The organism is Streptomyces sp. NPDC002779 (genome assembly GCF_042888685.1).
GTDB lineage: Bacteria > Actinomycetota > Actinomycetes > Streptomycetales > Streptomycetaceae > Streptomyces.
In genome coordinates this window covers 35,976-48,193 of record NZ_JBIAQC010000023.1, presented here as the reverse complement: position 1 = coordinate 48,193, position 12,218 = coordinate 35,976, and the positions used below count along the sequence as shown (strand labels likewise).

The 12,218-nt window shown below is 70.8% G+C and carries 13 protein-coding genes; 4 read left to right on the top strand and 9 right to left on the bottom strand.

Annotated elements, in window-relative coordinates:
• Positions 1-198 precede the first annotated feature (198 nt).
• The 6 genes from ACFYW5_RS34710 to ACFYW5_RS34685 all read right to left on the bottom strand — a co-directional run bounded on the left by ACFYW5_RS34710 (position 199) and on the right by ACFYW5_RS34685 (position 5,883).
• On the bottom strand, positions 199-1,215 hold the full coding sequence (locus ACFYW5_RS34710; protein WP_389421129.1) for a polysaccharide lyase family 1 protein: 1,017 nt from the start codon (positions 1,213-1,215) through the stop codon (positions 199-201).
• A gap of 25 nt (positions 1,216-1,240) precedes the next feature.
• Positions 1,241-2,269, bottom strand: a complete 1,029-nt coding sequence (locus tag ACFYW5_RS34705; protein ID WP_389421128.1) for a polysaccharide lyase family 1 protein — start codon at positions 2,267-2,269, stop codon at positions 1,241-1,243.
• Positions 2,270-2,280: 11 nt separating this feature from the next.
• Positions 2,281-3,279, bottom strand: a complete 999-nt coding sequence (locus ACFYW5_RS34700; RefSeq protein WP_389421127.1) for a polysaccharide lyase family 1 protein — start codon at positions 3,277-3,279, stop codon at positions 2,281-2,283.
• Positions 3,280-3,290: 11 nt separating this feature from the next.
• On the bottom strand, positions 3,291-4,385 hold the full coding sequence (locus tag ACFYW5_RS34695) for a polysaccharide lyase family 1 protein (RefSeq protein ID WP_389421126.1): 1,095 nt from the start codon (positions 4,383-4,385) through the stop codon (positions 3,291-3,293).
• 559 nt (positions 4,386-4,944) lie between these two features.
• Positions 4,945-5,190, bottom strand: coding sequence for a hypothetical protein (locus ACFYW5_RS34690; RefSeq protein ID WP_389421125.1), 246 nt, complete (start codon positions 5,188-5,190; stop codon positions 4,945-4,947).
• Positions 5,191-5,238: 48 nt separating this feature from the next.
• Entirely contained in the window at positions 5,239-5,883 is a 645-nt protein-coding gene (locus ACFYW5_RS34685; protein WP_389421124.1) for a TetR/AcrR family transcriptional regulator, read from the bottom strand.
• A gap of 32 nt (positions 5,884-5,915) precedes the next feature.
• On the opposite strand from ACFYW5_RS34685, the gene ACFYW5_RS34680 reads away from it, so the two are divergent.
• From ACFYW5_RS34680 to ACFYW5_RS34670, 3 genes are all read left to right on the top strand, one after another.
• A complete protein-coding gene (locus ACFYW5_RS34680) occupies positions 5,916-6,908 on the top strand; it encodes an NAD(P)-dependent oxidoreductase (protein ID WP_389421131.1) in 993 nt (330 codons plus the stop codon).
• Positions 6,909-7,181: 273 nt separating this feature from the next.
• Entirely contained in the window at positions 7,182-7,385 is a 204-nt protein-coding gene (locus tag ACFYW5_RS34675) for a hypothetical protein (RefSeq protein WP_389421123.1), read from the top strand.
• A 23-nt stretch (positions 7,386-7,408) separates the two neighbouring features.
• The gene (locus tag ACFYW5_RS34670; protein WP_389421122.1) at positions 7,409-7,588 is read left to right on the top strand and encodes a hypothetical protein; all 180 of its coding nucleotides are present in this window, start codon (positions 7,409-7,411) and stop codon (positions 7,586-7,588) included.
• 174 nt (positions 7,589-7,762) lie between these two features.
• Here the strand turns inward: ACFYW5_RS34670 and ACFYW5_RS34665 are convergent, their stop codons facing one another.
• The gene (locus tag ACFYW5_RS34665; RefSeq protein ID WP_389421121.1) at positions 7,763-8,524 is read right to left on the bottom strand and encodes an isocitrate lyase/phosphoenolpyruvate mutase family protein; all 762 of its coding nucleotides are present in this window, start codon (positions 8,522-8,524) and stop codon (positions 7,763-7,765) included.
• Positions 8,525-9,522: 998 nt separating this feature from the next.
• Here ACFYW5_RS34665 and ACFYW5_RS34660 point away from each other — a divergent pair.
• On the top strand, positions 9,523-10,209 hold the full coding sequence (locus ACFYW5_RS34660) for a PAS domain-containing protein (protein ID WP_389421120.1): 687 nt from the start codon (positions 9,523-9,525) through the stop codon (positions 10,207-10,209).
• A 78-nt stretch (positions 10,210-10,287) separates the two neighbouring features.
• Here the strand turns inward: ACFYW5_RS34660 and ACFYW5_RS34655 are convergent, their stop codons facing one another.
• Positions 10,288-10,806, bottom strand: a complete 519-nt coding sequence (locus tag ACFYW5_RS34655; protein WP_389421119.1) for an RNA polymerase sigma factor — start codon at positions 10,804-10,806, stop codon at positions 10,288-10,290.
• A 61-nt stretch (positions 10,807-10,867) separates the two neighbouring features.
• Positions 10,868-12,172 (bottom strand): condensation domain-containing protein, encoded by a 1,305-nt coding sequence (locus ACFYW5_RS34650; RefSeq protein WP_389421118.1) that lies wholly within the window; start codon positions 12,170-12,172, stop codon positions 10,868-10,870.
• Positions 12,173-12,218: the final 46 nt, after the last annotated feature.

The window sequence follows — 12,218 nt, the reverse complement described above, 5'->3', positions numbered from 1 at the left end:
TCCCGGGAAGCTGCGCGCCGTAGCGGCCGAAGAGGCCACAGGCTCAGTCACAGTGCTCCATCACAGTCGGCCTTCAAGACCACAACCGGGTCTTGAAGGCCGACGTCACGCACGTCCTCGAATTCGCCAATAGCGTCGGTGGGGAGTCGGACGGGGCGTGACGGCCGGGGAGGCTGGGCCGTAGGCGTGGGGTCCGGGTTACAGCCCGATGGTGCCAGGGCCCGCGCCGCGCATGACGGCGTCCTTGACCGACTGCGGGTTGTCGACCGTGTAGTTGTAGTAGTCGGCCGGGTCCTCGACGCTTCCGCCGGTCACGGGTTCGCCGGTGTCGCCGACGAAGACGTTGTTGCGCTCGACGATCGCGCCGTCGGGGCCCGAGTAGCTGTTGGTCATGGGCTCCTCGACGTCCTCGAAGTAGTTGCCCTCGATGAAGCAGCCGGAGTCCGCGTTGCAGGCCGGGCCGGTGTCGCTGTTGTCGAAGAAGTAGTTGTTGTAGATGTGCACCGGGTCGCCGAAGCGGGTGCGCGGGTTGCGCTGCGGGGTGCGGTCGTACCAGTTGTGGTGGTACGTCACCTTCAGCCGGCCGGTGTCCTGGGCGCCGTTGCTGTCGGAGTGGCCCAGCAGCATGTTCTTGGCGTGGTGGTGGGTGTGGTTCCAGGAGACCGTGATGTAACTGGAGCCGCGCTTGATGTCGAGCAGTCCGTCGTATCCGGCGGACAGGTCGTTGTGGTCGATCCAGACGTGGTGGGAGAACATCTGGATGTTGATCGAGTCGTCGCTGGCGTCGCGGAACGTCAGGTTGCGCACGATCACGTTGTGCACGGCGTTCGCGGGCGGCGAGGTGACGGTGCTCACGGGGAGGCCGATGTTGAGGCCGCCGCCGGTGATCCCGGAGTTCGCGCCGACGCCGACGATCGTCTTGTCGGAGGTGACGTCGTACATCCCGTCGGGCAGGGTGATCATGCCGTTGACGCGGACGATCCTGGGCCCGGTCGTCTTGATGGCGGCGATCAGGGCATCGGCGGTGGAGACGGTCACGGTGGGCCCGCCCGCGCCGCCGGTGGTGCCGTTCTGGCCCCAGGCGTTGACGCTCGCGAAGCCGGTGGGGGCCGACTCGGCGAGGGCGGCCGCGGGGGCCTCGGTGGCGGCCGGGGCCGCCGCGGTGGCGGCCAAGGTGGCCAGCGCCGCGAGGAACAGGGTGCCTTTGCGGTGCATCTGCGACTCCTTCGGGTGGGAGGGCTCAGATCCGGCCGGTGCCGACGCCGGCGGCGACGATGCCGGGGACGCTCGACGCGGCGTCGAGGGTGTACGCGTAGTAGGTGCGCGGCTCGACGACGGTGCCGAGGGTCTCGGGCGCGCCGGAGTTGACGTACACGTTGTTCCGCTCGACGACCCGGCCGGGGCCGCTGTCGTCGTAGCCCGAGTAGATGGGGTGGGGCACGTTCTCGAAGTAGTTGCCCTCCACCAGCACGCCCGCGTTCTCGGTGGAGGCCACTCCGTAGAGCCGGTTGTTGCGGTAGTGGTTGTTGTAGACGTGTACGGGCTCGGCGAAGCGGACACGGGGGTGGCGCTGGTCGGTGCCGTCGAAGAAGTTGTGGTGGTAGGTGACGCGCAGCTTGCCCCGGTCGGCGGTGTAGCTGTCGCTGTGGCCGAGCAGGCAGGTCTTGCTGTGGTCGTGGAAGTGGTTCCAGGAGATCGTGATGTAGTCCGACTCGCGCTTGACGTCGAGGAGCCCGTCGTAGCCCTGCGAGAAGTCGCAGTGGTCGATCCACACGTGGTGGGCGCGGTTGGTGACGCTGACGGAGTCGTCCGAGGCGTGGGTGAAGCGGATGTTGCGGATGATGACGTTGTTGCCGGGGCGGGTGGTGGAGCCGAGCTGGAGCCCGCCGCCGGTGATCTCCGCCGTGGAACCGACGCCCAGGATCGACTTGTTGGCGACGACGGTGAGCATGCCGTCGATCTCGATGCGGCCGGAGACGAGGAGGACGTAAGGGGAGTTGCGGTTGACGTAGTCGGCGAGCTGGGCGCCGGTGGTGACGGTGACGGTGGGCCCGGCGACGCCGCCCGTGGTGGTCGTGAGGCCGAGCGCGGGAACGCTCGCGAAGCCGTCGGCGCTCTGCGCGGCCAGGGCGGCGAGCCGCTGCGGGGTGGGCGCGGCAGCGGGGGCGGCGAACGCCCTGGTGGCGGCCGTGCCCGAGGCCAGCAGGGCGGCGGAGGCGGCGGTGGTCGCGAGCAGGCCGCGACGGGACAGCGGGGGTGTGTCCGGCATGGAGGTCTCCTTCAGATCCGGCCGACGCCGGCACCGGCGGCGACCAGGGCGGGGACGGTGGCGGGGGCGTCGAGGGTGTACGCGTAGAAGGTGCGCGGCTCGGTGACGGTGCCGAATCGCTCGGGGGCGCCGCAGTTCACGTAGACGTTGGAGCGCTCGACCACCCGGCCGGGGCCGCTCTCGTCGTAGCCCGAGTAGATCGGGTGGGGCACGTTCTCGAAGTGGTTGCCTTCCACGAGCACGCCCGCGTCCTCGGTGGACGCCACCCCGTAGAGGGTGTTGTTCCGGAAGTGGTTGTTGTAGACGTGCACGGGCTCACCGAAGCGGACGCGCGGGTGGCGCTGGGCCGTGCCGTCGAACAGGTTGTGGTGGATGCTGACCCGCAGCCGGCCCCGGTCCTGGGAGCCGTTGGCGTCCGAGTGGCCGAGCAGCATGGTCTTGCTGTGGTCGTGGAAGCGGTTCCAGGAGACGGTGACGCAGTCCGCGCCGCGCACGATGTCGATGAGGCCGTCGGCGCCGGAGCTGAAGTCGCAGTGGTCGATCCAGATGTGGTGCGAGGACTGCTGGATGCTCAGCGAGTCGTCGTCGGCGTGCGTGAAGCGCAGGTTGCGGATGATCACGTTGTGGCGGCGGTACATGTCGAGTCCGCCGCCGGTGATCTCCGCGTCGTCGCCGAGTCCGACGACCGTCTTGTTCGAGCGCAGTCCCTGCTTGCTGGTGATCTCCATGGTGCCGGAGACCTGGATGACGTACGGCCCCTCGCGGTCGCAGTAGTCGAGAAACGTCTCGGCGTCGGTGACGGTGACCACCGGGCCGCCCGCGCCGCCGGTGGTGCCGGACAGGCCGTGCGCGGCGATGGAGGCGAAGCCGTCGGCGCGCTGCGTGGCGGACGGGGCGTACTCGCCGGGGCGGGCGGAGGCCCGCGCGGGGGAGCCGGCCGCCAGCAGGGCGGCGGAGGCGCCCGCCGACGCGAGCACGGCGCGACGGGTGGGCCGGGGACGGGAGGTCATGGCCGGCCCCCTCAGATCTTTCCTGTGCCGGCGCCGGCCGGGACGACGGTCGGCACCTCGGCGGCCCGGTGGAGGGTGTACGCGTAGTACGTGCGCGGCTCGGTCACCGAACCCCGGGTCTCGATCGCGTGGTTGCAGTCGACGAGGATGTTGTCGCGCGCGACGAGACGGCCGAGGTCACCGCTGAAGTCCACCCGCGCGGGGTTGTTGACGCTGAAGAAGTAGTTGCCCTCCAGCACCACCCCGGCGTCCATGGTGGAGGCCACGCCGTAGCTGTTGTCGCGGTAGTAGTTGTTGTAGACGTGCACCGGATCGCCGAAGCGGATGCGCGGATTGCGCTGGTCGGAGGCGTCGAAGTAGTTGTGGTGGTACGTGACGCGCAGCCGGCCCCGGTCCTGGGCGGCGTTGTCGTCGTCGTGGCCGAGCAGCAGCGTCTTGTCGTGGTCGTGGAAGCGGTTCCAGGAGACGGTGACGTAGTCGGAGCCGCGCTTGATGTCGACGGCGCCGTCGTCGCCGTTGGAGAAGTCGTTGTGGTCGATCCAGATGTGGTGGGAGAACATCTGGATGTTGATCAGGTCGTCGCTGGCGCCGTCGAACCGCAGGTTGCGGATGATGATGTTGTGCACGGCGTTCGCGGGCGGTGAAGTGACGGAGTCGCTCACCGGGAGGCCGATGTGCAGTCCGCCGCCAGTGATGCGGGCGCTGCCGCCGAGCCCGACGATCGTCTTGTCGGAGGCCACCGGATGCATGCCGTCGGTGGAACCGGTCGGCAGCGTGATCGTGCCGCTGACCTGCACGGTCAACGGGCCGGGGCGGGAGATGTAGTCCAGGAACTGGGCCGTGGTGGTGGCGGTGACGACGGGACCGCCCGCGCCGCCGGTGGTGCCGTTCTGCCCGAGCGCGTTGACGGAGGCGAAGCCGTCGGCGGTGGCGATGGCGGCGGTGCTCTCCGGGGCCGCGGCAGCGGTGGGCGCGGGGCCCATCAGGACGGCGGCGAGGGCGGCGAGGGCAGTGAGCGCGGCCCGTGCCGTACGGCGCCGGACGGGCGACGGCGGACGGACCGGTAATCGCGACGGTCCGGCGGGTCGTGGGGTGAGCAGACGCATGACGGGTGTCCCTTTCTCCGGTTTTCCTGCTTCTCCGGTCCTTGTGGCGTTGCGTGGGCAGGCCAGGCAGGCCAGGCAGGCCGGACCGGCCGGTGCCCTAGGCGGGGCGGTACGGGTGAGGCTTGCGGCTCTGCAGGGTGCGGCTAGCTACTGCGGCTTGCTTGCGGCTCTGCGCTGACTGGCGGCGGGGCGGTGCGGCTCCGGAACTGCGGGGCCGCGGGGCGCGGAACGTGTGCGGCTCTGGGCGCTGTGCGGCCGGAAGAGCCCGACCGAGAGGGTGCAAGCGCTTTCTTCGGAAAGTAAGCGCTTTCCCTGGGGTGCGTCAACTCACGGCGCCGGTACGGAAGTCGCCAGTTTCCATCAGAAGCAGACATGGCAGGAAAGGTGGAAGTGTGCCATTGAGGACATCCCCGGCGGCCGTAAAAGGGATCTCGCCCGGCCTGGTCGGCTGCATCGACGCCCGCACCCACCCCGTACGACAAAGTCGGCCTTCAAGACCCCAACCGGGTCTTGAAGGCCGACGTCACGCGCGCCCCCGAATTCGCCCACAGCGTCTGACTCAGGGGAGGGCGTCGCCATTGCCGAACAGTGGAGCTCGTTGATCGCGGCGGATAGCGTGTCTGGACGTAATCGCGCTCGTGCAGGTGTTGCTCTTCGACGACCATGTGGCCGGCCAGTCCAAGGGCCTGACAACGTCGCCTGATTCGCGGCCGGCAGCGATGTCGGTCAGAACGGGCAGGGCGGCAAAGCTTGCCGTATACGCCAACACCGTCTGTGCAGTCGTCAGGTCGATGACGGACGCCATGCCAGGTCCGTACTGCGCACCACTGACAATCCGGTCCTCATGTCGTCCTCATCGAGTCTCGGGACCGGGAGCCCGGGCCTGCGGACCGTCTCCTTCCTCGGCCTCCGCCTTCACTGCCGCGTCCAGCAGCGGCCCCAGCTCCCGTGTCACGGTCGTCAGGGCTCGGACGTCCTGTTCGGCTCGGGCGATGAGGATCGCTCCCTCCAGGGTGCTGATCATCAGCGTGGCGAGGGGTTCCGCGCGCTCTTGTGGGACGCCCATGTCGGCGAGGGCCCGGGCGACCGGGCCGGTCCACGTGGCGAAGGCGGTGGCGGCGGCCTCTCGGGTGGAGGCGATCGACTCGGCGCAGTCGACGGTCGCCGCGGCGACCGGGCAGCCCGCCGCGAAGTCCGCCGTGCCGTACTCGTCGGTCCACTGCCGCACCATCGCCGCGAACAGCCCGGCGGGCGTGGGCTCCGGCAGCCCCGCCAGGAAGCGGGCGACGCGCTTGCCGGCGTACCGGCCCGCCCAGTCGACGGCCTCGTTGACGAGCTGTTCCTTGCCGCCGGGGAAGTAGTGCTGGAGGGAGCCCCGGGGTGCCCCGGCGTGCGCGGCGACGTCCCGCATGCCGGTCGCGGTGACCCCGTGGCGGCGGATGAGCTGGGCCGCGCTGAAGACCATCCGCTCGCGCGGCCCGTGGGCGGACTCCGCCATCCTCGACCTCTTCCCGCCGTCCCGCAGCAGCCCTGCACCGCCCACTCTATGACCGGTGTCATAACCGACGCTACTATGACCGCTGTCATAGCAAGCGCCCCACCTCGGACAGGCGGTACGCCGTGCGGCACATCGGCTTCATCGGGCTCGGCGTCATGGGACAGCCCATGGCGCTGCGACTGGCCCGCTCCGGAACCCCCTTGGTGGTGTGGAATCGCACGCGCGCACGCTCCGAACCGCTGCGCGAGGCCGGCGCTGTGGTGGTGGAGGGACCCGCCGAGGTGTTCGCGCGGACGGACGTCGTTCTCCTCATGCTGGCCGACGACCTCGCCCTGGACAGCGTCCTGGGCCGCGGCACCCCGCACTTCGCCGAACGCGTCGCCGGCCACGTCGTCGTCCACATGGGCACGACCTCACCCGCGTACTCGCGGGACCTGGAATCCGACGTCCGCTCGGCGGGCGGGCGGTACGTGGAGGCGCCCGTCTCCGGCTCCCGCGTCCCCGCGGAGCGCGGGCAGCTGGTGGGGATGCTGGCCGGAGCCGAGGACGCCGTTACGGTCGTACGGCCGCTGCTGGCACCCGTGTGCCGGACGACGTTCGTCTGTGGCCCCGCGCCGAACGCCCTGCTCATGAAGCTGGCGGTGAACCTGTTTCTGATCACGCAGGTCACCGGCCTGACCGAGGCGTTCCACTTCGCCGAGCGGCAGGGCCTCGACCGGCAGCTGTTCCTGGACGTCCTGGACGCCGGTCCGATGGCCAGCGCCGTCTCCCGGATGAATGCGTCCAAGTTGCTCGACCGCGACTTCGCGGTGCAGGCGGCCGCCCACGACGTGCTGAAGAACAACCGGCTGATCGCCGAGGCCGCCCGCGGGACCGGGCTCGCCTCACCGCTGCTCGACGTGTGCCACGCGCTGTTCGAGGAGACCGTGGCATCGGGGTACGGCGGCGAGGACATGGCCGCAGTGCTGCGGGCGCTGGAGGCACGCACCGCGAAGGGGAACTGGCGGGGCGCCGCCCGACCGTAGGGCGGTCAGTCCCGGTCGGGCCCTCGGGAATCCCGTACGCCGCTCCACCCTCAGCCGAATGGCCCCCGTGTCACAGGCATGGCCTCACTCAGGTGTGGTGAACAGACCAGGCCGACTTTCTGGATGCCTGGGTCCTGGGAGGTCGCAGCCCAGCTCTTGAGGCAGTCGATGACCGGCCGCTCAGTTATGGCATGGGCGAACGCGGTGAGGCTCTCGGTCACGTCCGCGGAAGTGGTGTATCGACGGCCACTCGGTGATCTCTTCTTCGAGGTTATGCGGTCCTACCTTCAGGCGGCCGCCCTCCGGGCGGCGCTCGCGCACGCGGGGGTCGGTCCGGAGGAGGTCGACTACGTCAACGCCCACACCACCGGTTCCGTCGCCGGGGACGCGGCCGAGGCGCACGCCCTGCTGGACTCTTCGGCCCCGGCCGGCACGCGCTGGTCAACTCCACCAAGCCGCTGCTGGGACACTGCCTGACCTCGGTCGGGCTGCTGGAGCTGGTGGCGACGCTGATCCAGATGCGGGAAGACTTCCGCCACGGCAACCCCAACACCGAACAGCCCTTGGCGGAGGAACTCCCTCTCGTGGGACGGTCCGCCGCCCTGGGACCGGTACGCGTCGCGCTGTGCCACAGCGTCGCCTTCGGCGGGATCAATGCGGCGGTCGTCCTACGACGGTGAGCCGACCACGTTCCCGACGTCGAACGCGAAGCAAGGTGTACGCGCTCCGCGTGTGACGCGGGAACGGTCCCGAAGCCGGACGGGAGAACAGCGCGGCGCGCCCGCGGTGCGTGCGTCACCTCCACCGTGGGGTGACGGACACCGGCGGATTCGCCGGGCTGCTCGGCCGACTTCTCAGGGCGCCCAGGGCTTGAGCATGTCCGTCATCGCGTCCGTCAGGGCGAACTGCAGCAGTGGGCCGTAGGTGACCCGGCCGACGCCAAGACGGCGGAAACGCTCGAGGTCATGCTTGACGGGATGGGCGGTGGAGTTCACGGGAACGCCGACGGCGCTGGTCACGGCAGCGAGCAGCTCGTCGTCGTCCTGGATGGCCACCGGGTAGACACTGTCGGCACCGGCCTGTTCCAGTGCCCGCAGCCGGTCGATCGCCTCGTCGAGGACGCCGGCGGCGTCCTGCGCGTGCAGGAAGAGGTCGGTGCGCCCGTTCACCCAGAGCGGGACCCCCGCGTCGTCGGCCGCCGCGCGCAGGCCGCCCACGAATGCGGCGTGCTCCTGGGTGCTGCGCACGCGGCCGCCGTCGGAGTGGACGGTGTCCTCGATGTTGAGGCCCGCGGCGCCGGCCCCGATGAGCCCGGCGACGATGTCAGCGGGCTCCTGCCCGTACCCGGCCTCCAGGTCTACGGACACGGGGACGTCGACCGCCGCGACGATCGGCTTGACGGCGGCTATGACCTCCTCGAAGGTCTGCCCCTCGTGGTCGTCGGCCCCGCGGGAGTCCGCGAGGGGATGGCTGCCGATCGTCAGCGCGGGGAACCCGGCGGCCACTGCCGTGCGCGCGGACCAGACGTCCCAGACGGTCGGCAACACGAGCGGCTGGTACTCGGCGTGCAGCTGCTTGAGGCGTTGAGCGCGCTCAACAACGGTGTGGAGATCCATACGAGCAACGCTACCCCGGCACCGCCAAGTACCGGGCGGGCGACCGGCGTTCGCAACGCCCCGCATCGTGGACGCACCCGGCAAGCCTCTCGCAGCACGCATAGGACTGTTCGGCTCCGCTTCGGCCGTGACCGCGGGGATCAACGGCCCTGACCTGCGCGGGCGTTCGTCCCCGAGAGGCACGGGAGGACGCGACCGGAGCCGGATCGCTGATAGACCCATGGGCAGCCGGGACGCGCGAGCCGCTGTCCACGCACGTCCGCCCTTGCTGAGGGACTCCGCGTGTTCAGGACCGCTCGTCGCAGTCCGGCCCGACGAGGCGTGTCCCTGCTGCCTCGCCCTGTGGTTCCGTGGCGTGATCGGCGGGGCCTCTCCGGCCCCGCCCCTGTGCGGGCCTGCCCGTTCGGGCGCGCGGAGTTGCAGGGCTTTATGAGTGCGGCAAGAGCCGACATTCCATTAAGCGCAGGTCAACTGCCCGTTTCAGAGGCGGTGTTCGGCTCCGTGGGAATGTTTGTATCGGGGGTTTCCGGTGCCCGAAAAAGGCCCGATCGTAAAGGAGTTGACGGGTTGCCGAGGTCACTGGGTCAACCCTTGCCACAGGAGTGGCCGCCCCTTAATCTCGAATGCGTCGTTCCCCCTGTTGCGATTCCCCTCTTCGTCCCGTGGAGGTTTTCGTGCTGCCCAGCTTCCGTCCGGGCCCGCGTTCGACCACCGAGATCGAGTGATCATGACAACGTTATCCGCTGTGTTGTCCCCGTTCCCCTGCCGGCCGCCTCGGCGCCGCACCCTCTGCCCAGCCTGATCCCTCCCGGGAGCCCGGCGCCCGCCGCCGGCCCGCCCGGGACGACGCGGACACCGGCCCCGCCACCGACGAGGTGACACCCGCCGTCACCGGGCGCTCGCCGACACCCAGGCACAGCGCATCGGTCCGTTCCGTGTTCGTTCACCCTTCCCTCCCTCACGAGCCCCCCACGCGCAGGAAGAAGGACGGTACGTCCGTGGCGACCACGAGTTTCCCCGACGCCTCGCCCCGTAAGAAGAATGCCGCCACCCCGGCTCCTCCCGCCCACCGCGAACCCGCCGGGAACGGCGCGCCTCGTGGTGCCGCGTCGGCGGGCGCCTGCATCGCCCACGCCTCACCGGGGGACCTGGTCATCACGGCCGCGGAACCCGAATTCGCCCGGCAATTCGGCCTGAGTGCCGACGAGATATGCGGACACGGTCTTCTCGATCTTCTCCGTTCACCCGTTCCCGCCCGGCTCCGAGAACAGTTCACCGCCCTTTCCGCGGGGCGTTGTCGGCGCTTCACGGAAAGCGTGACGGGCCGGGACGGAACCGGTGAGAAATTCCACGCGGAAATCACCGGGGTCGCCGTCCGGAATCCCTCGGGCGCCTTGGTCGGCGTGGTGGTCTTTCTGCGCCGCACCGCGGACGAGGTGTCCGGCGGGCCGGTGCTCAGTGCCCTCGACGCGCAGGTTCTGGAAGGGGTCGCGAGTGGCCAGTCCACCGTGCAGTTGGCCTCCCGTCTTTATCTGAGCCGTCAGGGAATCGAGTACCGCGTCGGGCAGATGCTGCGGAGGTTCGACGCGCCCAACCGCCCCGCGCTGGTGGCGCGTGCGCACGCGCTCGGGATGTTCGCCGCCGGGCAGTGGCCCCCGCGCGTCCTTCCGGAACGCGTCCGGTAGCACGAACCGGGCCCACCCGGAGCCCGGACGGCGGCCGTGGCGGTGACACCAACACCGCCACGGCCGCCGGCGTGCGTCTCACGCCGCCGAGGGCTGCCACGCCTCCTGGAAGCGGCGGCGGGCGCGGAAGAGACGGGAGCGGACCGTGCCCACGGGCAGGGCGAGCACCTCGGCCATCTCCTCCTCGTTGAGCCCATAGGCCCGCAGGGTGAGGACCTGCCGGTGCGCCTGGGACAGCCGCTCCAGCACATCGGTGATGTGCACCGCGTCCAGGGGGTTCTCCTCCTGCCGCGACTCCAGCTCGGAGCAGCTGTGCTCCTCGCCGTATCGCTTGGCGGTGCGGACGGCCTCACGGACCGTCACCGAGCGCACCCAGCCGTAGAACGCCGCCGGTTCGCGCAGGGAGCGCAGGCCGCGGTAGATGGCGAGCAGCGCCTCCTGTGTGGCGTCGGCGCCGTCGTCGTGGGTGATGGACCGGCAGATCCGGGCGACGTAGGGGGTGATGCCGGTCAGCAGGTGGTTCATCGCGTGCTCGTCGCCCGCCTGGGCTCGGGGGAGCAGCGTCAGGGGGGAGGGGAGTTCGCTGACGGTGGACATGTCGGGCTGAGACTCCTTACGGCAGCCGGGCGGGCGGGGGAGCGTGAGCGGGGGGAGGTGTTCAGGCCGTGACGGCGTCGGCGGGCCCGGGCTCCGCCGCCGTCGCGAAGCGGAGGAGGCCGCCGCGTACGTCGTCGCGGAACGCCCGCATGAAGGCCGGGCTGAAGCAGGCCGTGAAGTGCGGGAGTTCGATGGAGAGGCGGCCCTCGAAGGAGACGACGCACGCCATGACGGGGCTGCGTCCCGCCTGCGGGAAGTACTGCTCGCGCGCAGGCACCAGGCGCACGTCGACCGCGCGCAGCCCGTCCGGCAGCCGCGGGCCGGGGACGACGCCCATGTTGGTGGCGATCACCGTGGCCAGTTGCAGCGTGGGGGTGCGAGGGATCTCCGGGGTGATGCGCATCTCGTGGAACTGGTCGCCGCGGGCGAGGAAGTCGGCCAGGCGGCCGTGCACGGTACGGGCCAGTTCCAGCGGTTCGGAGTCCCCGGCCACGTCCAGGGTCTGGAGGTGGGTGGTGACCGCGGGGACCAGGGCGGCGGCGGGCACCGGCGGGGTCAGCCGGGAGCGCAGGTCGACGGGGGAGAGGCAGCCGAGGGTGCGGGGGCCGTCGCCGTCCAGGCGCCGCCGGGCCGCGGCCAGCAGGGCCGCGGCGATCAGCGCGTGCACGGAGACGCCCGCGTCGCGTGCCGTCCGGCGCAGCCGCGCGGTGAGGTCCGCGTCCAGGGTCAGCCGGTGCACCTCGATGCGCCCCTGCGGGCCGGTCCCGTCGCCGGTGGCGGCGTCGTACGGCACCAGTTCGACGGGGTGCCGCCGTACGTCCTCCAGGCGGCCGTCGAGGTACTTCGCCGTGTCGGACTCGTCGGCCGGGGGCAGCAGCCGGCTGACGGGCTCGGGCCAGCGCGGCCCGGAGGCGGCGGGTTCGGCGGCGGGTTCCCCCTCGACCAGCGCCCGGTAGCGGTCCCACAGGGCGTTGTGCAGGGCGATGCTGCTGTGGCCGTCGGTGATGGTGTGGTCGATCACCAGGACGAACAGGTGGCTCTCACCGTCCGGTGCGCTGACCAGGACGGCCCGGCTCAGCGGGCCCCCGACCGGCAGGGGCCTGTTCAGCTCCGTCGCGTAGGCCTCCTCCCCGTCGCCGGACCGGGTGGTGAGACGGGGCCGTTCGTCCTCGTCCAGGAGGCGCAGGACGTGGCCCGTGCCGTCCTGTTCGATGCGTGACCGCAGCCCCGGGTGGGCCTCGGTCATGGCGTCGTAGGCGGCCGACAGCGCGGCGGCGTCCACGGGGCCGCGCAAGGCGCAGGAGAGCACGGCCCTGCTTCTCTGGCCCACGTAGAGCGTCTCGACCGGACACAGCGCACGGTGCATGCCGTCAGCCTTCTTTCCGTCGTTCGTCGCGGGGGTCCCACGGCCC

Coding starts and splice junctions, on each gene's coding strand:
- ACFYW5_RS34665 (WP_389421121.1), bottom strand. CDS start 8,524: ATGGATCTCCACACCGTTGTTGAGCGCGCTCAACGCCTCAAGCAGCTG.
- ACFYW5_RS34675 (WP_389421123.1), top strand. CDS start 7,182: ATGCGGTCCTACCTTCAGGCGGCCGCCCTCCGGGCGGCGCTCGCGCAC.
- ACFYW5_RS34655 (WP_389421119.1), bottom strand. CDS start 10,806: ATGTCCACCGTCAGCGAACTCCCCTCCCCCCTGACGCTGCTCCCCCGA.
- ACFYW5_RS34690 (WP_389421125.1), bottom strand. CDS start 5,190: ATGGCGTCCGTCATCGACCTGACGACTGCACAGACGGTGTTGGCGTAT.
- ACFYW5_RS34700 (WP_389421127.1), bottom strand. CDS start 3,279: ATGACCTCCCGTCCCCGGCCCACCCGTCGCGCCGTGCTCGCGTCGGCG.
- ACFYW5_RS34650 (WP_389421118.1), bottom strand. CDS start 12,172: ATGCACCGTGCGCTGTGTCCGGTCGAGACGCTCTACGTGGGCCAGAGA.
- ACFYW5_RS34710 (WP_389421129.1), bottom strand. CDS start 1,215: ATGCACCGCAAAGGCACCCTGTTCCTCGCGGCGCTGGCCACCTTGGCC.
- ACFYW5_RS34695 (WP_389421126.1), bottom strand. CDS start 4,385: ATGCGTCTGCTCACCCCACGACCCGCCGGACCGTCGCGATTACCGGTC.
- ACFYW5_RS34685 (WP_389421124.1), bottom strand. CDS start 5,883: ATGGCGGAGTCCGCCCACGGGCCGCGCGAGCGGATGGTCTTCAGCGCG.
- ACFYW5_RS34705 (WP_389421128.1), bottom strand. CDS start 2,269: ATGCCGGACACACCCCCGCTGTCCCGTCGCGGCCTGCTCGCGACCACC.